Consider the following 23,138-nt stretch of genomic DNA (forward strand, 5'->3'; position numbering starts at 1 on the left):
AGGATCCAAGATGATGTCCGCTTTCGATAATGCTGCTGGATCCTTCGCACGGCTCAGGATGACGGTATGGGCGTTCTTTGTTGGTCCCACCCAAGCAGGCTTAGCTTGGTCATGAGTCTCAGTATGACTGGGGGGCAGGTATTTTCCGCTGCGTGTCATCCTGAGCGCAGCGAAGGATCCAGCTGATTTGCCGCTGGACTACACCGTTAACGCCATGACGGAACCCGGAGTTATCCTCCACCCGATCCCGGCCGGTGCGGAGACCGGCCCTCCACCTCGATCCGCAGACATCCCCCCGGGAACTCGCGGTTGCCAAACCGGACGCGGGTGATTTGCCTAGGAATCGTGAGCTGTCGTCTGCCGATCCTCGTTGCCTGTCTGCTGCTGTCCGCCGTGAGCACCCGCGCGGCGCTGGGCGAAACGTTGGCCGACCTGCGCAAGCGGTTTGGTCCGCCGGAGCCGCTGCAGCCGCATGCGGCCAAGAACGTCTCCCACTGGTCCATCGAGACGGAGCAGTCGGAGCGGTTGATCTACACCGTGACCTTCAACGCCAAGGGCTTCTCCATCGCCGAGGGCCTCAAGCCCGTGGGCCGCGCTGTGCTGGCCGAGGCGCTGGCGCAATCGTTCGTGGACAGCCAATTTGCCCTGCACCGCAACGCCACCTCCACGCGCACGCCGAAGCCCGGCGAGAAATACCGCTTCGCCGGCCAGGACTTCGTCTGCGCACCCAACGAGGCCGTGTGGGTGGACGAGACCCACGACTTCATGATCGTCTGGGCCAAGGATCCCAAGGGCAAGGGCCTGGTCATGGCGGTGCGGGCGGAGATGCTGGCGCCGGCACCCTGAGCCTGGGGTGTCTCAGGTGGAGCGACCTGCTCCTCAGGGCGCTTGCTGGGAGCGGACACCCTTGGCGCGTTGGGGAGGCGATTCGGCCGGCTCAAGGCCCTCAGCACATCGAACGGGCAACGCGCACCACCTCAACCGCCGCGTTTCCCCTCGCCTGCCATCGCGGCTGTGTTCCAGTGACACCATGCCCGTCCGACTTTTCCTCGCCTCGGTCCTGACGGTTTCGCTCCTGGTGGCCGGCGGTTGCCGCCGTTCGGACCAGTCGGCCTCGTCCGGCTCATCGTCCGCCAACCGCGTGCTCGTCGTCGGTAATTCCATCGAGCCCGCCACCCTTGATCCGCACATCAACACCGGCTCGTCCGAGAGCATGATCCTCGGCGAAATCTACGAGCCGCTGGTCCAGCGCGGCGATGACGGCCTGACGCTCGTGCCCGGCGCGGCCGCGCGCTGGGAAATCTCGCCCGACGGCCTCACCTACACCTTTCACCTCCACCGCGACCGGCGCTGGTCCAACGGCGACCCGGTCACGGCCCAGGACTTCCTCTACTCCTTCCGCCGCATCGTGGATCCGAAGCTGGCCGCGGAGTTCGCGGTGCGCGGCACGAGCATCGTGGGCGTGCCGGCCTACCTGCGCGGCGAACTCACCGACCCGGAGCAGCTCGGGTTCAGCGCGCCGGACACGCACACCTTCGTCATCCGCCTGGCCACGCCCAACGTCGCCTTCATCCAGAATCTCATCGCCTATCCCTGGGTGCCGGTGCACCTGCCCACACTCGACGCCACGGGCGGACGCTACCGCGACAACCAGAAGTGGACGCGTCCCGGCGTGATGGTGACCAACGGTCCGCTGCAGCTCGCCGAGTGGGTGCCCAACGCCCGTGTCGTGCTGAAACCCAACCCGCACCACCCCGACGCCGCGAAGATCCGCCTCGCGGAGGTCCACCTCCTGCCCATCGACAATCTCGACACCGAGGAGCGCGCCTTCCGCGCGGGTCAGTTGCACGCGACCTATTCGCTGCCCCCGTCCAAGGTCCCGGTCTATGAGGCCGCCCGGGACCCCGCGCTCCAGATCACGCCGCGCCTCGGCACCAATTACATCGTGTTCAACACGAGCCGTCCGCCCTTCAACGACCCACGCGTGCGCCGCGCGCTCTCCGCCGCGATCAACCGCGAGGCCCTCACCAAGGTCGCCTACCAGGGCGGCTACCAACCGGCCCGTTCGCTCAGCCAGCCGGGCATGGGCGGATACCAGCCGGTCAACGTCGTCACCGAGGGCCCGGCCGAGGCGCGGGCGTTGCTGGCGGCGGCCGGTTACCCGGGCGGGAAAGGGTTTCCGCGCGTCACCTACCTCTACAACACCCTCGACCGCAACCGCACCGTCGCTGAGGTGCTGCAGGGCATGTGGCGGCAGGAACTCGGCATCGAGGTCGAGCTGGTGAACCAGGAATGGAAGTCCTTCCTCGACTCCCGACGTCTGGGCAACTTCGACATCGCGCGCAGCGCCTGGAATCCCTTCGCCAACGAGCCGACCGACTACTTCGAGCTGTTCCTGACCAACGGCTCCTACAACCAGACCGGCTGGGGCAACGCCCGCTACGACGCCCTCTACGAGCGGGCCCTGCAAGCCCTCGATGTGCCCGCGCGCCACGCGCTCTATGCCGAGATGGACGCCATCCTCCGCGACGAAGCGCCGCTCGCCCCGCTCGTGTTCAGCAGCACCGTCCGCCTCGTGCAGCCCCGCGTGCGGAACTGGCCGAACAACCTGATGGATCAGCGCCTCCTGAGTCGGGTCTATCTGGCCGGCGAAACGCCCGAGTGACCCTCGGGCTGTATCGCCCGCCCAGTCCGGGGATTGTGTCCACCGGAATTCGTTCCGCACTCGCCCGCAGCCCACGGCATGGCACGGTGTCGCCATGAGCGATGACCTCCATCTGTCCCCCGCCGAGCTCGAAGCCGGGCTGGATTACATCCGGCAGTCCCCGGCGGATGGCGGCACGCTGGCCATGATCGTCCGCCGGCCGGAGTCGGACCGGCGGGAGGTGCTTGCGGTGGCGGAGCTGGACCTGACCCAGGGCCTGGTCGGTGACAACTGGCGCACCCGCGGCAGCCGCTCGACGCCCGACGGCTCGGCCAATCCCGAGATGCAGCTCAACCTCATGAACGCACGCTCCGTCGCGGTCCTCGCCCGCCACCGCGACCGCTGGCCGCTCGCTGGCGACCAGCTCTACGTGGATCTCGATCTCAGTGCAGCCAACCTCCCGCCCGGCACGCGCCTCAGCCTGGGCACCGCCGTGATCGAGGTGACCGCCGTGCCGCACACCGGCTGCGCGAAGTTCACCCAGCGCTTCGGCGCGGCGGCGATGAAGTTCGTCAACTCCCCGGTCGGCCGCGCCCTGAACCTCCGCGGCATCAACGCCAAGGTCGTGCAACCCGGAACGATTCGCGAGGGCGATGTCGTGCGGAAAGTCCTGCGCGGATGATTCAACCAGGGTTTCAATTTTCAGTTGCTGCTTCTTAGCTTTGCGGGCGCACCAAGAAAGTCCCGCTGCTCCCGCCTCGAACCACACCCCGATCGCAGAATTAACGCGACGCGGTTTGCATTGAAATGTAGCCGCGTTGGAGCACAGCAACAACGTGGTCGTCCCTGACCACGCTTTCGTCCCGCGGACGCGGGACTCAGGCGCGGCTACATCTCGGTTGAATCTGCTGTCTCTGCGCCCGCCGCCTCAGAGCAGGCGGCAGATCAGCAGCTCGCGCTCGAACATCATCTCCTTCGGCAGGTGGGCGTGCAGGTCGAGGAAGAGTTCCTCGTGGCTGAGCACCTCGGTGCGCCAGGCGGCGCGGTCGATGGCTTGCAGCGCCTCGAACTGTTCGCGGGAAAGATCCAGGCCCTTCCACTCGATGTCGTCGTAGCGCGGCATCCAGCCGATGGGCGTTTCCTTGGCGCGGCCACCGCCGCGGGCGCGGTCCACGATCCATTTCAGGATGCGCATGTTCTCCGAGAAGCCCGGCCACATGAACTTGCCGTCGGCATCCTTGCGGAACCAGTTCACGTGGAAGATACGCGGGGTCTCGTTGATGGACTTCTGCATCTTGATCCAGTGGCGGAAATAGTCGCCCATGTGGTAGCCGCAGAACGGCAGCATGGCCATCGGGTCGCGGCGCACCTTGCCGATCGTGCCGGCGGCGGCGGCGGTCATCTCCGAACCCATGGTCGCGCCGGCATAGACACCCGCGCTCCAGTTGAAGGTCTGGAACACGAGCGGCATCGTCGTCGCCCGGCGTCCGCCGAAGACCATCGCGCTGATCGGCACACCCTCGGGCTTTTCCCAGGCGGGGTCGATCGTGGGGCATTGCGCCGCGGGCGCGGTGAAACGGGAGTTGGGATGCGCGGCCTTGACGCCCTTCTCCTTCGCCAGCGCGGGCGTCCACTCGTTGCCCTGCCAGTCAATGAGGTGGGCGGGCGGTTCGTCGGTCATGCCTTCCCACCACACGCCGCCGTCGTCGGTGAGGCCGACGTTGGTGAAGATGGTGTTCTTCGCCAGGGCGGCCATGGCGTTGGGATTGGTCTTCACGCTTGTGCCCGGGGCCACGCCGAAGAAGCCGGCCTCGGGATTGATGGCGTGCAGGCGGCCGTCGGCGTCGGGCTTGATCCACGCGATGTCATCGCCGACGGTGGACACCTTCCAGCCCTGCTTCTGCAGGTGCGGGGGCGGGATGAGCATGGCGAAGTTGGTCTTGCCGCAGGCGCTGGGGAAGGCGGCGGCCACATAGGTCTTCTCGCCCTTGGGGTCCTCGACGCCGAGGATGAGCATGTGCTCGGCCATCCAGCCCTCGTCGCGCGCCATGGCGCTGGCGATGCGGAGAGCGAAGCACTTCTTGCCAAGCAAGGCGTTGCCGCCGTAGCCCGAGCCGTAGCTCCAGATTTCGCGGGTCTCGGGGAAGTGGACGATGTATTTCTCCTTGTTGCAGGGCCAGGCGACGTCCCTCTGCCCCTTCTTGAGCGGGGCGCCGACCGAATGCACGCAGGGCACGACGCGCTTGAAGTTCTGGTCGATGAGGTCGAACACCTTCTTCCCGATGCGCGCCATGATGCGCATGTTGATGACGACGTAGGGCGAGTCGGTGAGCTCGACGCCGATCTGCGACATGGGCGAGCCGATGGGGCCCATGCTGTAGGGGAGCACATACATCGTGCGCCCCTTCATGCAGCCGTTGAAGAGGCTCTTGAGCGTCTTCCGCATCTCGTAGGGGTTGACCCAGTTGTTGGTCGGGCCGGCGGCGTCCTTGGACAGCGAGCAGATGAAGGTGCGGTCCTCGACGCGGGCGACGTCGCCCGGGTCCGAGCGGGCGAGGAAACAGCCGGGCCACTTCTTCTGGTTGAGCTTGATGAAGGTGCCGCCGTCCACGAGCAGCGAGCAGAGGCCGTCGTATTCCTCCTGCGAGCCGTCCACCCAGTGTATGTTGTCCGGCTTGCAGAGGGCGGCCATCTTATTCACCCAGCGAATCAGATGCGGGTTGCTACACAGGGGGGTGCCAGCGTCCGTTTTCATGTAACCGAGGCTACGGGTGCGCCTTGGAGAGTAAACGGGAAAGGCATCCGGCGCGGCGCGAATTAAATGAAGTGCATGAACTGATTAGTTCCCGGCGCCGCATGAATTGGCCGGCCCGCACGATATGACCCGGACAATCCATGCGCGGAGAAGCCGAGATCACCCCACCTGCGAATCGGCGCGATACTGGGCGGGGGTCTGGCCGGTGGCGGCCTGGAAGAACTTGGCGAAGCTCGCCTCGTCCACGAAGCCCAGACCGGTGGCGATGGATTTGATGCTGAGGCGCGTGCAGCGCAGGGCGTCGAAGACGTTCAGCTCGCTCAGGGCCAGCGGCGCATAGACGCCACCGCCGACGAAGTGCGCGCCCTCGGCCAGCACGGTCTTGGGGCGGCGCTCGACCTCGAGGCTGGCCCGATAGTAGCGCGCGCGGTAGTCCTGCGGCGTTTGCCCGATGAGTTGCCGGAACACCCGGCAGAAGTAGCTCGTGTCGCTGAAGCCGCAGGCGGCGCCAATGGCCTTCACGCTGAGCTGCGTGGTGCGCAGGCCGTCGGCGGCGTTCTGGATGCGGATGCGCGTGATGTATTCGGCGAGGCGCTCGCCCGTCTTGTCGCTGAAGACCCGTGAGAGGTAGCTGGGCGAAAGCTCCAGCTCCTTCGCAAGAAAGCCGAGGCTCAGCTCGCAGTTGTTGGCGTGGCGCTTCACCAGCCACTGGCAGCGGGTGACGATGTCGCGCACCGGCGAAGGCTGGTCCTGCGGCGCTTCCACCAACTGTGCGACCAGTGCGAGTGTGGCGGTGAGCAGTGCGCGGATGGGCACGCGGTTGGCCGCCTCGTCCTCGTGCGCGAGTTCTCCCACGCGGTCCAGGAACGTGATGATGTCGGCGTAGAGCGGCGTCGTGAAGAAATACATGTTGTCCGGCGCGGGCAGCCCGTGGCCGTTGTCGTGCGCCCCGTGGACATAGACTGTCTTGTTGTAGAAATTCACGATGATGGACCGGTAGTCGGAGTCGGTGCGCCGCACGCGCTCGCTGTGCGCGATGCCACCCGGCACGAGACACACCTCGCCGGCCCGCACCGTCAGGCTCTGCGCCGCGAACTGGAAATCGCACTCGCCGCCCGTGAGAATGAACAGCTCGGGGCAGAAGTGGTAGTGCATGCCCGCCGCCGGCTGATAGCGCCGGCTCAGGGCGGGAATGCGCCAGGCATCGGCGCCACCCTCCAGGCGCGCGATCTGGGCGCGCAGCGCGGGCCCCATCTGTTCGAGGGGCGTCTGCACGGCGGACGTGGGTTCCGGCAGGTTCATCGCGGGGCTCCGGCGGGACGGCGCGGCGGGGGTGACCGGCTTCCACGTTATCGCCCTGCCCTCCCGTGCCAAGGACGAGTTCATGCGGGAATTGTCGCCAGTCCGCGCCGGGCACGCGCGACGGCCTCGTCCGCCAGGCGGGCGGATTCGCCGACATAGTTTTCCACCGCCAGGGCGCCGTTGAGGCCCGCAGGCAGATCCTTGCCGCGCACGAGCAGCTGCTCCCGCAGCAGTTCCAGGAAGGGCAACCCCTCGGAAATCGCGCGTTGCGCCACCTCGTAGAGCAGGTGGTGCGCCTCGTGCCGGCCCATGGATTCCGTAAGGCGCATCATCACCGCCTCCGAGACGATCAGGCCGTGGGTGAGCCGAGCGTTGTGTGCCATGGCCTTCGGACTGACCGTGAGCCCGGCCACCAGCCGCTGCAGCGTCTCCGCGAGGCTGACGGCCAGGACCGCAATCTCGGGCAGCGTGACGTCGTTGACGTTCGTCGCCGAGGAGTCGCCCTCGTCCATGCGGGCCATGCACTCCAGGCAGAGCGTGACGCGCGACCGCAAAAGCCGCGCCATCGAGATAAGCATGAGCGAGGTCGAGGGGTTGCGTTTCTGCGCCATCGTAGAGCTGCCAACCTTGCCGAGATGGAAGGACTCCGCGACCTCGCCCACCTCGGTCCGTTGGAGAAACACGATGTCGCGCGCGATCTTTTCCGTGGTGCCCGCAAGCAGGGCGAGGGTGGACAGGTAGTCGCAGATCCGGTCGCAGGAGGCGCGTGCCGGCAGGCCGGCGGCCTGCAGGCCGAGCTTCTCCGCCATCAGCCGTTCCACTTCCGGCCCGCGCGGTCCCATGGCGGCGAAAGTGCCGATCGCTCCGCCCATGCAGACGACAAACGACGACGCAAAGCGCTCCGCCAGCCGCGCCCGGTCGCGGACCAACTCGTCGAGCCAGCCGGCAACCTTGAACCCGAAGGTCATGGGCAGCGCGTGCTGACCATGCGTGCGGCCAGCTTGGAGCGTGAGCCTATGCTCCTGAGCGAGCACCGCGAGCCGGGCGATGGCTTCGTCGAGAAAGCCCAGGGTCAGCGCGTGGGTTTCGGCCATCTGCAGGGCGTTGGCGGTGTCGAAGATGTTCTGGGTGGTCGCGCCCCAGTGGAGGTAGCCGGCGGCGGGTTCGCCACAGAGTTTCTCGAATTGGCGGAGCACGGGGACGAAGGGATGCTGCGCGAATGCGATATCCTCCGTGAGCCGGTCGAGGTCGAAACCGCCAATGTCAACATGCCGGTCGATCTCCTGCGCCGCCTCGCGCGGGATGACGCCGAGTTCTCCCTGGGCCCAGGCGAGGCACGCCTCGACCTTGAGCCAGGCCTGCAGTGTGCCCGTGTCGCTCCAGACGCGGCGGGCCGCGGCGTTATACCAGCCACGCGTGATGAAGGAATCGAAGAGGCCGACGTTCATGGGATAGTAGAGCACCCTCAGGCCGGGCTCGCGGCCGGCATGGCTTGTTTCACGCGCCGAAGGACGACGATGCCCATGGCTAGGATCGCGAGCGGCACCAGCAAGGCCGCCAGGGCGACAAGTCCGCCGTAGTGGTGAAATACCACGCCCAGCAGCGGCGTGCCCACCGCACCGGAGGTCGAGGAGAAGACCACGCTGAGGCTGGCCAGCGTGTTGTGCCGCGCTGCCGGCAGCGTGGTCAGGGCCGCGGAGTGCATTACCGGCCAGATCGGGCCGACAAACAGGCCGGTCAGCGGCAGCAGCCACACCGCCAGCGGCACTTCGCGCCAGTCCGCCACGGCGGACAGCACCACGCCCCGGGCGGCCAGCAGACCGAGCACGAGCACGCCGGCCGCCCCGGCGATGCAGGCGACGAGCACGGGAAACCAGGCGACCCGCTTCAGCACAAAACCCACGCCCACCCGCCCGATGATGGCAAAGATCGCATAGAGCCCGGCCAGCTGAATGCCGAGCGTCGGCACGAGGCCCATGACCTTGGTGTTGAAGGTCGGCAGCCAGTTGATGAAGCCGTGCTCGGTCACAATCGCTGCGAAGACCAGGAATGCCAGGGTCACCGCCACCGGCGTGATCGCAAGACGGGCCATTTCGAGAAACGGCAGATAGAGCGGCTTGGCCGAATCCTCGCGGACGCTCGATTCGTCCAGCGGGGTGGACACCAGGAGGACGAAGGCCACGGCCATCAGACCCGCCAGCAGCGTGTAGGCGTAGGACCAGGAGGTGGAGTGCGGGTCGTTGTTGTTCGTGAATGCGGCGAAGACAATGAACGTGAGCAGGCTGCCGATCTTGTAGAACGACTCGACGAAGCTCAGCAGGCTCGCGTGCTCCTTCTTGCCGGGCGAAATGAGACCGATGGTCGAATACAGCGCGACCTTCATCAGACCGTAGCTCAGGCCCGTCACGAGGAACACGGCCTTGACCGCGGTGAAGCTCACGAAAACCGGCACCGCGACCAGCACGAGCGCGGAGGCCGCGAGCGCGATAAGCATGGCGCGCTTGTAGCCGATGCGCTTGAGGAACGAGCCGGCAATGAGCGCGCCGCTGAGGATGCCGAGGCCCTTGTAGAAGGCCAGCGTGCTGGCCTCCACCAGCGACACGCCGAAGCTCCGCTGCGTCTGCAGCACCGCGATGCCCACGCTGTTCAGCTGAATCGCATAGGCGCAGTAATTCAGGAACATACATAGCCGGAGCTGCAGGGGGGCGGCGGGGGCGCTCATGCGAGGACTCAGTATTTCACCTTGAACTCAACCGTGACGGTGCTCGGCCGGCCGCGGAGGAAGGCCGCGGGCACGTAACTCTCGTCGGTCACATTGTGCCAGTTGAGCGTCAGGCTGGCCGGACGGTCCTGCCACTTCCAGTCGTAGCCGGCCGCGACGTTGACGAGGGTGAACGGGTCGGTGAAGAGCGCGGGGTTGTTCACGCGCTGGGCCTTCGGGCCGGAATAGTTGAAACCGCCGCCGAGCCAGAGTCCCTTGAGCGCGCCGTCCTTCACGGTGTAACGGGCCCAAAGATTGACCAGCTTCTCCACCGTGTTCTCGGGCTGCGAGCCGAGCAGGTATTCCGTGCCGGCCGGGGTCGAGATGACCTTCACGTTGTTGTGAGAGGCGCTGACATAGACCTGGAAGCTGTCCGTGGGTGACCAGGTCACCTCGGCCTCGACCCCCTCGCTGCGGTCGAGCGTGCCCTGCATGCGGTTGACCTGGATGAGGCCGGTGGGGCTGGTGGTGTTGAAATTGATCACGCGTTCGCGCTGGTCGATGGTGAAGACCGAGATCGTGGACGAGATCCGTCCGCCGAAGAAGTCGGTCTTGAGGCCCGCTTCGTAGCCCTCGGACGTGGAAGGCGCCGCGGGGCCCGAGGGCACGTTGGCGATCTGGAGGTTGGCGATGGCGTTCTGGAACGACGAGCTGTAGGAGGCGTAGAGCAGCACGTCGGGCCGCGGCTTCCACCCGAGGCCGGCCTGCGGCGTGACCTTCTCGTGCTCGGCCTTGCCGATGCTGGCGTTCGCGTTCAGGAAGTTGTCGTTGGAGCCCGAGCTGCGCGTGAACCGTGCGCCGGCGACACCGAACATCTTTCCATCGAAGAGATCGGCGTTGAGGATGGCGTAGACCGCCTTGCTACGCCGGTTGCCGCGGTCGAACTGCGTCAGCGGCATGCTGTCGGCGTCGTAGTCCGTGTCGCGGTTCCAGGTGCTGGGGACATACATGTTCCAGGGTGCGGGGAACAGGCCCGCGGCGACCTGGCGCATGCGGGTGTTGTCGCGGTATTCCAGATAGCTGACGCCGAAGAGCGGCTTCAGCTCCGCATGGCCAACGATAAACTTGCCGGCGATCTCGGCCTGCGCGGCACGACCTTCACCAAAGGTTTCCTGGAGGTTGAGCCGGCGCTGCATCTGGGCGTGCGGGGCGTCGAGCGCGAGCCGCGGATTCTTCAGCAGATCGGCGGCATACACGGCGGCGGCGGCGCGGTATTCGGCGGTGTTGCTCGTGGGATAGGCACCGGCGAAATATCGATTGGGCACCGTGATGTTGATCTGACCCAGACCCGTGCCCTTGAACCAGATCTCGTATTCGCTGCGGTTGAAGTTCGCGCGCGCCGTCCAGTGTTCGCCCAGTTGCGCCGTCAGCTCGGCGTTGAAGGACTCCATGACCGAATCGCGCCGGTCGGTGTTGGCCGAGATGGTGAAGTTGTCCGGCAGCGGGTAGAAGTTGCCGAAGCCGCGGTCCTCGCCGCTGTTCTGCTGGAGCACGCTGGCCGTGCTCAGGATGCCCGAGGAGGGCAGCGGCGCCACGATGCGGGTCGTGGGCAGGCGCGTGGCGAAGGGCGGGGTCTCCTTCTTGTCCAGTTTCTGGTAGTCCAGCGTCACGGCCACCTTGTCGGTCACGCGCCACGTCAGCGTCGGCGCGATGACCGTGGTGCTCGCCTCGCCAGGCTCGAAATATTCGAGGTCGTTTTCCCAGGCGGCATTGAGGCGGAAGAGGAGCTTGTCCGCCACCAACGGCCGGTTGAGATCGAGCGACGCCCGCGCGTAGTTGTGGTCGCCGGCGCGCACGGACACCCCGACGAAGGGCTTGGGCGCGGCGCGCTTGGTGATGTAGTTCACCGTGCCACCCGGCGCGACTTCGCCGTAGAGGACCGAAGCCGGACCCTTGACGACCTCAACGCGCTCGATCGTGGCGGCGTCGATGTAGGCCTCGCCGACGAAGCCGTTACGCTGGGGGTTCTGGTTGAAGCCGCGGATGGCATAGGTCGAGTTGCCCGAGGCGAATTCGACCGCCGCGTGCGTCACACCCGGCGCGTATTGGGCGATGTCGAAGAGGTCGCGCGCGCCGATGTCGGCGATGAACTGGGAAGTGAAGGCGCTGATGGAGAACGGCAGGTTCTTGATAGCCGTGTCGATGCGCGTGGCTGAGACGGAGTTGCCGGCGCGGTAGCCGACGTCGGCCTGGGCCGTCACCTGGAAGGTCGAAAGCACGAGCACTTCATTTTTCTTTTCGCCGTCGGAAGGAGTGGGGTCGGCGGTCTGGGCGGAGACGGAGACAGCGAGCAGGAGGCAGCCGGCCGCAAGTGCGCGGGCACTGGGACGGGGCCGTCCGAACATAGCATGGGGCAGGTTCGCGGATTGCATGGATGGAGCTGGGGTTGGGGTGGACCGGCCCAGCCTCGCCCGCAGCGCTTGCGTGGACAAAGGCCGGTCTTGTCTGGGAGCAAACCCCGGGCTTTGCCCCGCGCGAGCGGAAGCGATGGTATTATCCAAGCAAGGATAGGAGAAAATTGCGATAACCCTGATTACCGCATCTCGAACCGCCGCCAACCGGGTCGGACTCGCTAAATCGTCGCCCGTCGACAATCTCCCTCGTATGAACATCCGCGCTCTTCTCGCTGGTCTGTTGATTGCCGGAATTTTCGGGGTCACAGCGCAGGCCGTCGATCCGACTGCGCCCGCCCTGCCCTCCAACATGACCGTTTACTATTTCGGACTGCTGACCCGCGGACCGCAGGCCGACGCCATCCCCAAGGACGAACTCCCGGCCATCCAGGCGGGCCACATGGCCAACATCGAGCGACTGGCGAAAGAAGGAAAGCTCCTCGTCGCCGGCCCCTTCATGGACGACGGTGACTGGCGCGGCATCTTCATCTTCAAGTGCGCGACGCTGGAGGAAGCCCGCGTCCTCGCGGCCACCGATCCGGCCATCCGCGCCGGACGGCTCAAAGTCGAAATCCACCCCTGGCTGACCATGAAGGGCAGTATCCGCGACCCCGCGTTTCCCGCCAGCCCGTAGGGTGCGGCTCTGCTCACTTCATCGGCTCGACGTGGACGGTCACGTCGCTGATGGCGTGCGCGGCAGAGGCGATGAGCGCGTCCTTCACGGCGTGGGCGATGTCGTGGCCCTCGCGCACGGTGAGCCCGCCGTCCACGCGCACCTGGATGTCCACCAGGTGGCTCAGACCGCTCTTGCGCACGCGCACCTTGTCGAGGGCCTGCACGCCGGGCACGGCGAGCGCGAGCGTGCGCACCTCGCCCTCGAATTTCTGCGGCACCGCCGAATCCATCACGTCGCCGAGCGCCTTCGTCAGCATGCCGGCGCCGTTGAACCCGATGATCACGCAGGCGAAGAGCGCCGCCCAGTCGTCGGCCGTTTCCCAGCCCTTGCCGCCGATGAGCGCGATGGCGATGCCGACGAAGGCCGCGGCCGAGGTCATGGCGTCGGTCCAGTGGTGCAGCGCCTCGGCGCCGAGCGCCGTGCTGCCCGTGCGCTCGCCGGCCGCGCCCAGCCGCCGGGAAAAGAGCCACTTCACCACGATCACGCCGGCAAGCAGCAGCAGCGTCCACCAGGCCGGTCCGTGATGCGGGGTCATGATCTCGCGCACCGCGTGCCAGCCGACCCAGCCGGCCATGAGGAAAATGAAAACCGCCACCGCCAGCGCAGCCAGGGCCTCGGCCTTGCCGTGGCCGTAGGGATGATCCGCATCGGGCGGCTGCGCGGCCACGCGAAACCCCGTCCACACCAGCAGCGAGGTCAGGATGTCGAGCAGCGACTCCGCGCCGTCGGCGATGAGGGCGTAGGTGTTGCCGAGGATGCCGCCCGCGAACTTCGCCGCCGCCAGCACCAGGTTGAGCCCGATGCCGCGCAGGACCAGCCGCGCGCCTTCCTCGGCGCGGCGGGCGGTGCGGGCATGCGATTCGGCGGCGTGCATCGGGACAGCCTTGCCGCGGCCCGCGCCGGGCTCAAGGCGGCATTGACCGGCCCCGGCCGCGGGTGTAGGGTCTGCGTCCAGAAACGATGTCCGACACCGCCGCACCTGTCGCCGCTGAGCCCGTGAAGCAGTTCTCCGTCTTCATCGAGAACCGCGTCGGCCGCCTGCACGACCTCGTGAACCTGCTCGCGAAGCACAACATCCACATCATGGCGATCACCACGATCGACCAGACCGACACCGCGCTGGACCGCATGATCGTGGACGACCCCGAGCGCGCCCGCGAACTGATGGCGGCGAACAATTTCTTTTTCACCGAAAGCGACGTGCTCGCGGTGGAGTTCCGCGACGAATCGCAGGTCAAGGACGTGCTCAACGCCCTGCTCACCGTCGAGGTGAACATCCACTACGCCTACGCGTTCCTCGTGCGCCCCAAGGGCCGCTCGGCGCTGGCGCTCAGTGTGGAGGACTACGACCTCGCGAGCAGCGCGCTCAACACCCGCGGCTTCAAGGTGCTCACGCAGCGGGATATCTCGCGCTGACGCGCAGCGCGTCCGCGAAGTAACAAGTAGCAAGGGCCAAGTATCAAGAAGACCTCCGGGCAGGAGTCTTGGCACTTGTTACTTGATCCTTGTTACTTCCGGCGCGAAGCGCCGGTCTCAGCCCTTCGATTCCACCCGACGCTCGCCCTGCAACAGGTAGAGCCCGGTGAGGTAGCCGCCCTCGTAGATCTGGCCGACCTTGAGCGTGCCCTCGAACGTGATCGGCACGTCCATCAACGGCGGCACGCCCTTGCCGTTCATGCGCACGACAACCCACTCGTTGACCTTCGGCATGACGCCGTAGCAGCAGGCCATCGGGTCCTTGACCAGCAGGAACTCGGTGACGAGGCCCTCGTTCATCTTCACCGGCAGCATGAAGCCGGTGACGGCGACCTTCTTGGCGTCGAGCGCCTTCACGGGTGCGGGAATCTGTTTCTCGGCCTCCCCGGCCTGCTTCTCGTCGGGCGGCGCCACGAACTCGTAGGCGGAGAGGTGAACAAAGGTGACCTGGTATACGCCTGCGGCATCAGCCTCGGCGGTGGGTTTGATCTCGGTTGCCGCCGGCGAAGGGGCCGAAGCGGCCGGGCCGATGGCCACCGTCGCCGCCGCCTGGGGCAGGGCCGGGATGGCGGGCTGCAGGATGTCGCGCGACTCAAGGGAGGCGAAGGCAGCGGCCGTAGGCCCGAAATCGTTCATCGCCTTCGGTCCGCAGCACAGGTCGTGGGGGCCCAGATTGCGCAACCAGCTGGGCTGGGCGGAAACGGCCCCGGCCCCCAGCAGCAGGCCGAGGGCGAGGGACGAAAGGAGTTTAGTGCGTGTGACCATGATCCTGATCTTGGACGGAAAAACGGAAGGCGACGTCGTTGAAAGTGACGCCCCGGACCGTAATCGCTTTGATCCGTCCGTCAAAAGCTTTGGCGGTCCGCAGCCACTCGGCCGGCACCTCGAACAGCGAGGTGTCGCCGGCGGTCTCCCCGGTCATCGTGTTGGCCACGGCCACGAAATCCAACACGCGGGCCCGGTCCGCCGCGGTCGCCTGGACCTCGAACTCCCGCTGGGCGATGCGCACGAAATTCTCCGCGTGGCCGTCGAGCACCCACGCCTGCAGGACACCGCGCTTCTCGTCGAACTGGATCTCCAGGTTGAACTGATGCTCTCCCAGTTCAACCAGCACGCCGCCATGCGGGGCGTGGTGGTGGTGACCCTGGGCGGGCGCGGCGGAATCCTTTTTCGAACAGCCGGCGAGCACCAGCAACGCGCCGGTCAGCAAGAGCAACAGGTTGGTTTTCATGGGAAGTGCGACGCAGGGAAGTCAGCCGGTGTCTTCGCGCCAGTCAAACCCGCGCCACCATGCGGACATGACCGAGTCAGGCACACGACGGAAACCCGGACGCAAGCCGGGCGAACCAGGCTTGCATCAAGAGTGACTGGGAAAAACGCACCGGCCGGACAAAACCGGCTTCGGTCAGCAGCTCTTCCATTTCCGCAGCCGGCAGCAATGCCACCTCCCGGCCGTAACTGGCGAGCATCGCCTCAATCTGGGCCTCGCCCGCGCCGATGTGCCGCATCATCTGCGACCACACACCCAGCAGACTCTCGTGCTGGCCCGCCGGAGCCGTGGTCAGGTCGGCCGTGAGCAACAGACCGTCCGGTCGCAGCCGCCGCGCGATCGCGCGGAAGAAATCCGTCCGGCCCGGGCGGTCGGTGATGAACTGGGAAACCAGAATCGTCGTGGCCGCGTCAAACGGCTCAGTCGGCGGCAGCTCGTGCAGGTAGCCGGCATGAAACACGCAGCGCTCCGCGATCCCGGCTTCCGCCGCCTTGCGGCAGCAAACCTCCAGCATCGGCGCCGCAGGCTCCACCGCCGTGAAGCGCCAGCCCGGGAAGAAGCGCGCCAGCGCGAGCAGCTCGGCCCCGGTCCCGACGCCCACGCACAACACGCGGGCCGCGGCAGGCAGCTCCTGGAGGATGAATCTCATCTGCAGGTGCAGACTGTCCCGCAGCGGCGCGAGCGGCGCCCAGCGGTCGTCGTAATTCGCCGCGTGCTGCGCGTCGAAGGGTCGGGGTTGAGTGGTTGCGGACATGGGCGGGGACAACGGACGAGGAGATCAGCCTTGGGGAGGCTGTCGGGTCAGAAGAAAAACCGCAAACCGGCCGTGAAGTTCCGGCCGGGCAGCGGGGCGATGTCCTTAAGGAAGGAGGCGTGGACGCGGGCGGTCTCGTCGAGCAGGTTGCGACCCTGCACAAACAGTTCGCCATGCGCCCGACCGGACTCGAAGCGCCAGGCGGCGCCGAGACTCACGAGGTTGTAGGACGGCGAGACGGTCTCGTTGGGCGCGAGGCGATCCTGCTTCATCACGTGCCGCCACTCGGCGGAGGCGGACCAGGGGCCGCGCTGCCAGTCGAAACCGGCGCCAACCCGCATCGGGCTGGTGCGCGGCAACGGCGTGTTGTCGCTGGTGTTCATCGCGCGCACGCTGTCGGCCAGCAGGCGAAAGTCGGCGATGGACTCCTTTGACTCGTGCAGGTGGAAGACCAACTCGGCCTCCGCCCCGTAGAGCTTGGCGTCGCGCTGCACAAAGGCATAGACGGGCAGCTCGTCCTCCTCGGCCCCGGTGGCTTCCTCGTAGATGTAGCCGTCGAAACGGTTCAGGAACACGCTGACCTCGCCGGTCACGGGGCCACGGCGGACGCGGTAGCTGAGGTCAAGGCCGCGGGACTTTTCCACCCCGAGCGTGGGATCGCCCACCTCGTAGGCGCCGGTGCCGGCGTGCGGACCGTCGGCGTAGAGTTCCTGGGCGTTGGGCGCGCGCTCGTTGGCCGAGGCAGAGAAGGCGATGCTGCCGCCCTCGCCGACGCGCCAGATAAGGCCGGCGGTGAAGGTCTCGCCCGTGTGGCTCCGTGCCGCGAGGCCGGAGGAGGCGGCGGGCGTGATCTTCTGGCGTTCGACGCGGGCGCCGAACTGCGCGGTCCAGTCGCCGCGCACGAGTTCCTCGTAAACAAACACAGCCTGGTTGCGCGTCACGGACGGGGGCATGAAGGCCTCGTCGCCGACGGCTTCGAAGTCGCTGCGCGAGAACTGCCAGCCGAGCGCGCCTTCGACGTCGCCGATCTTCTCGTGGAGCAGTTCCAGCCGGCCCTCGTGCGCGTCGTTGGTGAAACGTGTGCCGATCTCGTCGCCCTCGAGCTCGGTGTGCTCGTAGTCGGCCACGCCGAGCTGGAACTTTGCCGCCCGGAGGATGCCGACCGGCGCCAGCCACTCGCCGTGCCCATCCCAACGGCGCTGGCGCAGGTCGATGCGCACGCCGCCGTGCTCTTCCTCGGCCTCGGCGGCCGCTGCTTCCTCTTCCTCATGGTGATGCTCGTGGCCGGGAACACCGTAGAGGGAATCAAAACCGCTGTAACTGAAACCGAGGTGCCCCTTGCCGTTGATGTAGCTCAGGCCGAAGGATCCGCCGCTGGTCTCGGTGGCGGTGTTGGGCAGCGTCCCGAAAGCGGCCGGACCTTCCTCTGCTTCGTCATGATCCGCCAGCAGGGCCGCCGTCTCGGCGAAATCCGGGATGTCGATGTCCTTGGTCTCGCGCCGGAAACCGTCGAGGCGCCAGGCAAACTTGCCGGTCGCGCCGGTGAGCACCGCCGCGCCCGTGCGTTCGTCGGCGGCGGTGTCGCCGCGCAGCTCGAAACGCCCCGTGATCGCTCCCGCGGGCAGGATCTCGGGGATACGGCCGTCGATGACATTGACCACGCCGCCAATGGCGCCGCCGCCGTAGAGCAGCGCGGCCGGTCCGCGGACGACCTCGACGCGCTCGATCAGCAACGGATCGAGACTCACGGCGTGATCGGGGCTCACGACCGAGGCGTCGAGCGTGCCAACGCCGCCGGTGAGCACGCGGATGCGGTCGCCACCGAGACCGCGGATGACCGGACGACTGGCGCCGGGGCCGAAATAGGTCGAATCCACGCCGGGCAGGCCGGCGAGCGTCTCGCCGAGCGTGCCCTGCTGGCGCCGCGCCAGCGCGTCGGCGGCGAGCACGCTGGTCGGCGCGCTGATTTCATCGGCCGCCCGGGCGAGCGGGCTGGCCGTGACGACCAAGTCGTCGAGATGGAGATGGCCGTTCTCGCCGCTGGCGGCGGCAGGCGGAATGGTCTGGGCCGACGCGAGAGTCGCGAAGGCGAGCGTTGAAACAAGGGAAAGGGAACGGAAATGCATGGCGGACTGGGTTGAAGTGCCGGCGCGCGGACAGGCGCAGCCAAGGCGGGGGACGGGAAACGCACGCGACGGACGCCGCCGCGCACGGAACGGTTCGGTTCAACTCAGGCCGCCGGGGGCGCGTGCGAGGGCACGAGCCGGTAGCGGGGTTGCGCGACGACGAACACATCGGTCGCGCGCAGGGTCAGGCTGGCCACAGTGGGCCGCGCCAGAATCAGCAGGCAGAAAAACAGCAGCGTCATCGCCCCTTGGGCGAACAGCGTCACGGCGCAGGCGTGATCGGTGTCGCCGACCGGGGCGTCCGGGGCGGCATGATCGCAGTCGGCATGCCCGGCATCGGCCATCGCATGCAACCCGGCATGCAGTTCGGGGCTGGCCGCAAACACCGCCAGCAACAGCACGCCCAGCGCCGCCACCAGGGCGGTGGTGCGGGTCAGCGGGCTTTCAGAGCGGGGGGACATGGGCTGGGATAGGAAGCAGGTTAACAGATGCGTCAAGCGGACTGTTTAGTCGGCATCGGTGATGTCTGTAATGGCCAAGACCCGCGCAGCGTGATCCACCCAGTAATCAAAGACAAAACCGTCTGTCAGCAGGTGTGATATGATCCGACCATCGGCATCCGTGCTGGTCAGGTCAGGCACCAGGAAGGGATCCGCCGCCAGCTCCCGCGCCCGGTCCAACAGGCGAATTTGGCGCCGCCGCGACAGGGACACAAAGAACGCCACGGCGGAATCGGCAAATACCGGCCGGTAGCGGGACACCTTATCCACGGCTCAACCGGGCCTCGAGCGATTCGATCGAGGCGCCGCGGCCGGCCTGAATGTCGCGAACCTTCCTGGCCGTAGCCTTTTTCCAAGCCGGCGTCTCGCGCTTCAACCGCAGGAGATACAGCTGAATTTCCTGCCGTTCACGGGCGGACAGCTTGGATATCTGCTGTTTGAGTTCGAGCACGCTCATGGGCGGAAAGCTAACCGGATGCGACCACGGGTCAAGGCCCCCTTGGCCCTCAGTGCATGTGCGGATGAAAGTGAAAATGCTCGGCGACCATGAACGCGATGCCGCAGAGCACGAGCAGCGTGCCCAGCACAGGGGCCTCGCACTTTTCCAGCCACTTGAGACGCAGGCGCTCCACGCCGAGCAGCGTCAGCCAGGTGAACAGCAGCATGGCGGCCCAGGTGCCGGCGGCGAGGATGATGCTCAGCAGCGACACGCCGCCCCAGCCGAACTGCACGCCGGCGAGATAGACCGGCAGCAGGCCCTCACAGGGCGAGAAGGTCAGCATGGTGAACAGGCCGCCGACCGCGGCCCAGTCGCTGGTGCGCGCGACCGGCTTGACCGGTTCGTGGTCATGGTCGTGACCCGGATGGTGGCAGTGGCCCTCAATCCATTCACCGTGCCCGTGCGTCCAGCCCTTCCAGTGGCGGAACAGGATCATCGCCCCCATGGCGATCAGCGCACCGCCGGCCAAAAAGGGGAAAAACTCCGCCCAGTGCTCGTCGATCTGCAGGCCGAACCACGCCAGCGCCACACCGAGACCGGTCATCACCAGCATGTGCCCGCCGGAGCAGAGCGTGACCATCAGCAGAGCGCGACCGCGGGACCAGCCCTGCGCCTTGGCCACGACCACGAAGGGCAGCCAGTGGGTCGGAATCGCCGCATGGATGAACGCCACGGCGAGACCGGTGGCGGCTAAGGTGAAGAAGGCGGCGAGATCCATGGATGCGAAGGTGTAGGCGGACCCACCCTAGCAAAGTCGTCAAGCCCCCTCTGGCCGGCCGATCCTTTGGCCACCACGAAACACACCAAATACACGAAACATCAGTCGATCCATCATTCTGAGACCCTGGACCAAGCCGGAGCCTGCTTGGGGGCGACCGATGAACTTTTCTCTCGTCATCCTGAGCCGGGCGAAGGATCCAGCGACACGACCGATGGCGGGCCTCACCTTGGATCGCTGCGCTCATGATGACACGCCAGCGAGGCTGACAAGCTTTCCAAAGCCTTTCGTGTGTTTGGTGTATTTCGTGGTCACCCCTGCAAAAACGCATAGGCCTCGCGGAAGACGCGGTTGCCACCCGCCTCCACGTTGTGGCCGTGGCCGACGATGATCCGGTCGAAATCCCATTGCAGGATGCGGTCGAGCGAGGCGCGCACCGCCGCCTTGTCCTTCATCAGCCACTTTTCGAGCGGCGTCGGGCCGAAGCGGTTCCACGCGCCATAGGCGCACATCATGAGGGCGAACCACCACGGGCCCTCGGGACCGAGGTTGAACGCGAGGTCGGCGATGATGAGGCTGCGCGAGGCCGGGTGAAAGAACACGACCTCGTTCACCTTCGGCATGCCGCGCACGAGGTGTTGCTCCAGCACGCCGGCCCAGTCCGGGTGCGGCGCGTCGGACAACTCGGCGCCAAAACGCACGTCCTTCTTCTGCGCGGCGAGACCGGGCGCCGCGTGAAAGAGTGCGGACGGGTAGTTGGCTTGAAATTCGCGCAGGCACTCGTCGTGCCAAAGGTTCGGCCCGACCACGTGCCGCACCTCGCCCAGTGCGGCGAGTTCCGCCCGCAGCTCCGGCGTCACCGGCACCGGCGAGTGGATCCACAACCCGCCGCCGGGCAGCCGCACCACCACGAGTTGCCGGCCCAGCGGCATCCCCATCGCCCAATAGGGCACGCGGTGAACCCAGAGATCAGCGTGGAGCGGTTGCAGCAGCGGCATGGCGAGGAGATTTCACCACGTAACCCACGAAAGACACGAAGATTGGCAAATCGCAGATCCTTACTCTGTCATTCTGAGCGCAGCGAAGAATCCAGAATGACGTGCGCTCCGGATGTGCCGATGGATTCTTCGCTGCGCTCAGAATGACGCTTCGGATGTGCTTTCCCGTTTCCGCCCGGTCGCCCTTTCGTGTATTCCGTGTATTTCGTGGTGACCCTCTGGCCTACGATACCGGTGCGATCGTCTCGGCGACGGGGACGCGGTAGGCTTTCACGGCGGGCACGAGGCCGCCGAGCATGCACAGGCCCACGAAGGTCAGCGGGCCCCACCAGAAAACCGGATTCCACTTCAGCGGTTCGAGCACGACGCCGGTCTGCGCCTGGATGATGCCGGTCACGACCGCGGCGAAGCCGACGAACACCGCGAGTCCGGTCACCGAGCCCAACAATCCGATGACGGCCGCCTCACCGACGATGGCGCCAAAGACTGTGCGCCGGCGCGCGCCGAGGGCGCGCAGGATGGCGATGTCGCGCTGGCGGGCACTCATGGAGTTGTAGATGCTCACGAGCACCGAGGCGGAGGCGACGAGTGCCACCAGCCAGGCAAGCAGCGTGAGCACCTTGTCCACCCAGCTGATCTTGTTGAACAGATCGGCCACGATGGCCCCGATGGGATAGGCAAAGGTCATCTTGTTGCCCTGCTTGTTAAGCATCATGTCGAGCATGAGCCCGGCCGTCGGTGCACGCAGCTGGATGAGCACGGCGCTCACGTCGGCGGCCGCGCGCGGATCGTGTCCGCCCATGGTCTGCACGCCGGCGAGCGGAATCCAGATCACGCGGTCGGCAGGCGTGCCGGTGGGCGCGAGCACGCCGACCACGGTGTAAACCTCCTCGTGCTGCGCCTGCGGGTCGAAGGCGAGGCCGTGGTAGGGCTGGAACGTGTCGCCGGTTTTCCAGCCGAGCTGTTTCGCCGCATAGGCGCCGACCACCGCCTCACGCGTGCCGTCGGCGAACAGTTTGCCTCCGGACGCGAACGCGTATTTCCGGCCGGGCAGGTATTCGACGTCGAAGTAAGCCGGCGTCGTGCCGACGATGCGCCAGCCCTGGAAATTGTCGCCCACGGCGATCGGGATCGCGGCCTTGATGGCCGGATGACGGCTGATGGCGGCGACGTCGGCCGCGGGCAGGTTGCCCGGCGAGGCCTCGAGGTGGAAGATGGCGTTGAGCACGAGCTGCAACTTGGAGCCGCGCGCGCCGAGCACGGCGTCGAAGCCCGAGGTCGTGGAGGAGAACACGGCCTGCGACTGCGTCTTCACCACCCACACCGTGAGCAGCAGGCCCGCCGCGAGCGCGATGCTGCCGGCCGTCACGAGCGTGGAGAGCGCGTGCTGGCGGAGGCTGCGGTAGATGAGGTTCCAAATCATTGGGGGAACACCAAGCAGCCAAGGAGCAAAGCATTCTCCTTCAGCAGGGCCTGGAACTTCGCTGCTTTGCTTCTTGGTGTGAAATTCATGGGACCGAAGCTTGGTTGAGCGCCGCGAAATCCTGCACCTGCTCGAACTGCCCCAACACGCCCTCGTCGTGACTCACGAGGAGGAGCGCGGCCCCATTCTCGCGGCAGACCTCGCGGATGAGCGCGAGCGCCTCGCGACTGTTGCGGGTGTCGAGGTTGCCGGTGGGTTCGTCGGCCAGCACGAGCTTGGGCCGGTTGGCGAGGGCCCGGGCCACGGCCACGCGCTGCTGCTGGCCGGTCGAGAGCTGGCGCGGGTAGTGGCCGAGCTTGTCGCCCAGGCCGACGCGTTTCAGCAGGGCCTCGGCATGGGCGCGGTCCACGCCGCGCCCGAACGCCATCCCGAGCTCCACGTTCTCCAGCACGGTGTGGCCCTGGAGCAGGTTGAAGGTCTGGAAAATGTAGCCGATGGTCTCGGCGCGCAGCCGGTCGCGCGCGGCTTCGCCCAGCGCGGCGACCTCGCGGCCGGCCAGTTCGATCCGCCCGGCATCCGGCGCGAGAATCCCGGCGATCAGGTGCAGGAAGGTCGTCTTGCCCGAGCCGCTTTCCCCGCGCAGCGCCACCTGGGCACCCGCCTCCAGCGCGAATGCCGGCACGTCCACCACGCGGTGCGGGCCGTAGGCCTTCGAGAGATTCTGCACGGTCAGGAGCGGCATGGCGGCGGTTATTAGAAACCACACGCGAAGCCACGCGGCCCGAAACGTCAAATGTTACCGCCTCCCCGCGAGGACTTTGAACTGGCCACGAAACGTGTTTA

The 23,138-nt window shown here is 66.7% G+C and carries 22 protein-coding genes; 5 read left to right on the forward strand and 17 right to left on the reverse strand.

The window, feature by feature from the left end; all coding sequences use genetic code 11:
• The first annotated feature begins 345 nt into the window (after window positions 1-345).
• The 3 genes from ESB00_RS18435 to ESB00_RS18445 all read left to right on the forward strand — a co-directional run bounded on the left by ESB00_RS18435 (window position 346) and on the right by ESB00_RS18445 (window position 3,326).
• Complete coding sequence (locus ESB00_RS18435; RefSeq protein WP_129049581.1) at window positions 346-846, forward strand: hypothetical protein; 501 nt, start codon at window positions 346-348, stop codon at window positions 844-846.
• A 184-nt stretch (window positions 847-1,030) separates the two neighbouring features.
• A complete protein-coding gene (locus ESB00_RS18440; protein ID WP_129049583.1) occupies window positions 1,031-2,665 on the forward strand; it encodes a peptide ABC transporter substrate-binding protein in 1,635 nt (544 codons plus the stop codon).
• A 94-nt stretch (window positions 2,666-2,759) separates the two neighbouring features.
• Window positions 2,760-3,326, forward strand: a complete 567-nt coding sequence (locus tag ESB00_RS18445) for an MOSC domain-containing protein (protein ID WP_129049585.1) — start codon at window positions 2,760-2,762, stop codon at window positions 3,324-3,326.
• Between the two features lie 246 nt (window positions 3,327-3,572).
• Here the strand turns inward: ESB00_RS18445 and ESB00_RS18450 are convergent, their stop codons facing one another.
• From ESB00_RS18450 to ESB00_RS18470, 5 genes are all read right to left on the reverse strand, one after another.
• Window positions 3,573-5,399: a phosphoenolpyruvate carboxykinase (GTP) gene (locus tag ESB00_RS18450; RefSeq protein ID WP_129049587.1), complete on the reverse strand. Its 1,827-nt coding sequence runs from the start codon at window positions 5,397-5,399 to the stop codon at window positions 3,573-3,575.
• A 159-nt stretch (window positions 5,400-5,558) separates the two neighbouring features.
• The gene (locus ESB00_RS18455; RefSeq protein WP_129049589.1) at window positions 5,559-6,785 is read right to left on the reverse strand and encodes a helix-turn-helix domain-containing protein; all 1,227 of its coding nucleotides are present in this window, start codon (window positions 6,783-6,785) and stop codon (window positions 5,559-5,561) included.
• Window positions 6,782-8,149, reverse strand: a complete 1,368-nt coding sequence (locus ESB00_RS18460; RefSeq protein WP_129049591.1) for a class-II fumarase/aspartase family protein — start codon at window positions 8,147-8,149, stop codon at window positions 6,782-6,784. Before ESB00_RS18460 ends, ESB00_RS18455 begins: the two co-directional genes overlap by 4 nt.
• A 17-nt stretch (window positions 8,150-8,166) precedes the next feature.
• Window positions 8,167-9,423 carry an MFS transporter gene (locus ESB00_RS18465; protein WP_129049593.1) on the reverse strand — a complete coding sequence of 419 codons (1,257 nt, stop codon included), beginning with the start codon at window positions 9,421-9,423 and terminating at the stop codon, window positions 8,167-8,169.
• An 8-nt stretch (window positions 9,424-9,431) separates the two neighbouring features.
• Window positions 9,432-11,834: a TonB-dependent siderophore receptor gene (locus ESB00_RS18470; protein ID WP_164976312.1), complete on the reverse strand. Its 2,403-nt coding sequence runs from the start codon at window positions 11,832-11,834 to the stop codon at window positions 9,432-9,434.
• 232 nt (window positions 11,835-12,066) lie between these two features.
• Here ESB00_RS18470 and ESB00_RS18475 point away from each other — a divergent pair, with 232 nt between their 5' ends.
• A complete protein-coding gene (locus ESB00_RS18475) occupies window positions 12,067-12,489 on the forward strand; it encodes a YciI family protein (RefSeq protein ID WP_129049597.1) in 423 nt (140 codons plus the stop codon).
• Window positions 12,490-12,502: 13 nt separating this feature from the next.
• Here ESB00_RS18475 and ESB00_RS18480 read toward each other — a convergent pair whose 3' ends face one another.
• Complete coding sequence (locus ESB00_RS18480) at window positions 12,503-13,405, reverse strand: cation diffusion facilitator family transporter (RefSeq protein WP_246026524.1); 903 nt, start codon at window positions 13,403-13,405, stop codon at window positions 12,503-12,505.
• Window positions 13,406-13,491: 86 nt separating this feature from the next.
• Here ESB00_RS18480 and ESB00_RS18485 point away from each other — a divergent pair, with 86 nt between their 5' ends.
• Window positions 13,492-13,947, forward strand: a complete 456-nt coding sequence (locus ESB00_RS18485) for an acetolactate synthase (RefSeq protein ID WP_129049599.1) — start codon at window positions 13,492-13,494, stop codon at window positions 13,945-13,947.
• A 117-nt stretch (window positions 13,948-14,064) separates the two neighbouring features.
• On the opposite strand, the gene ESB00_RS18490 is transcribed toward ESB00_RS18485, so the two are convergent.
• From ESB00_RS18490 to ESB00_RS18540, 11 genes are all read right to left on the reverse strand, one after another.
• The gene (locus tag ESB00_RS18490; protein ID WP_129049601.1) at window positions 14,065-14,772 is read right to left on the reverse strand and encodes a DUF3299 domain-containing protein; all 708 of its coding nucleotides are present in this window, start codon (window positions 14,770-14,772) and stop codon (window positions 14,065-14,067) included.
• Window positions 14,756-15,238 (reverse strand): hypothetical protein, encoded by a 483-nt coding sequence (locus ESB00_RS18495; RefSeq protein ID WP_129049603.1) that lies wholly within the window; start codon window positions 15,236-15,238, stop codon window positions 14,756-14,758. Before ESB00_RS18495 ends, ESB00_RS18490 begins: the two co-directional genes overlap by 17 nt.
• Before the next feature lie 76 nt (window positions 15,239-15,314).
• Window positions 15,315-16,031 carry a class I SAM-dependent methyltransferase gene (locus ESB00_RS18500; protein ID WP_129049605.1) on the reverse strand — a complete coding sequence of 239 codons (717 nt, stop codon included), beginning with the start codon at window positions 16,029-16,031 and terminating at the stop codon, window positions 15,315-15,317.
• Window positions 16,032-16,078: 47 nt separating this feature from the next.
• A complete protein-coding gene (locus ESB00_RS18505; protein ID WP_129049607.1) occupies window positions 16,079-18,157 on the reverse strand; it encodes a TonB-dependent receptor in 2,079 nt (692 codons plus the stop codon).
• Between the two features lie 104 nt (window positions 18,158-18,261).
• Complete coding sequence (locus tag ESB00_RS18510; RefSeq protein ID WP_129049610.1) at window positions 18,262-18,618, reverse strand: hypothetical protein; 357 nt, start codon at window positions 18,616-18,618, stop codon at window positions 18,262-18,264.
• A gap of 45 nt (window positions 18,619-18,663) precedes the next feature.
• Window positions 18,664-18,927: a hypothetical protein gene (locus tag ESB00_RS18515; protein WP_129049612.1), complete on the reverse strand. Its 264-nt coding sequence runs from the start codon at window positions 18,925-18,927 to the stop codon at window positions 18,664-18,666.
• Window positions 18,920-19,114, reverse strand: a complete 195-nt coding sequence (locus ESB00_RS18520) for a hypothetical protein (protein WP_129049614.1) — start codon at window positions 19,112-19,114, stop codon at window positions 18,920-18,922. The genes ESB00_RS18515 and ESB00_RS18520 overlap by 8 nt, the downstream gene beginning before the upstream one ends.
• Before the next feature lie 49 nt (window positions 19,115-19,163).
• Window positions 19,164-19,874: a hypothetical protein gene (locus tag ESB00_RS18525; protein WP_129049615.1), complete on the reverse strand. Its 711-nt coding sequence runs from the start codon at window positions 19,872-19,874 to the stop codon at window positions 19,164-19,166.
• A gap of 311 nt (window positions 19,875-20,185) precedes the next feature.
• Window positions 20,186-20,872: a DUF4336 domain-containing protein gene (locus ESB00_RS18530; RefSeq protein ID WP_129049617.1), complete on the reverse strand. Its 687-nt coding sequence runs from the start codon at window positions 20,870-20,872 to the stop codon at window positions 20,186-20,188.
• 223 nt (window positions 20,873-21,095) lie between these two features.
• On the reverse strand, window positions 21,096-22,295 hold the full coding sequence (locus tag ESB00_RS18535) for an ABC transporter permease (RefSeq protein WP_129049619.1): 1,200 nt from the start codon (window positions 22,293-22,295) through the stop codon (window positions 21,096-21,098).
• An 85-nt stretch (window positions 22,296-22,380) separates the two neighbouring features.
• A complete protein-coding gene (locus ESB00_RS18540) occupies window positions 22,381-23,037 on the reverse strand; it encodes an ABC transporter ATP-binding protein (RefSeq protein ID WP_129049621.1) in 657 nt (218 codons plus the stop codon).
• Between the last annotated feature and the right edge of the window lie 101 nt (window positions 23,038-23,138).

Source organism: Oleiharenicola lentus, from assembly GCF_004118375.1.
Classification (GTDB): domain Bacteria; phylum Verrucomicrobiota; class Verrucomicrobiia; order Opitutales; family Opitutaceae; genus Lacunisphaera; species Lacunisphaera lenta.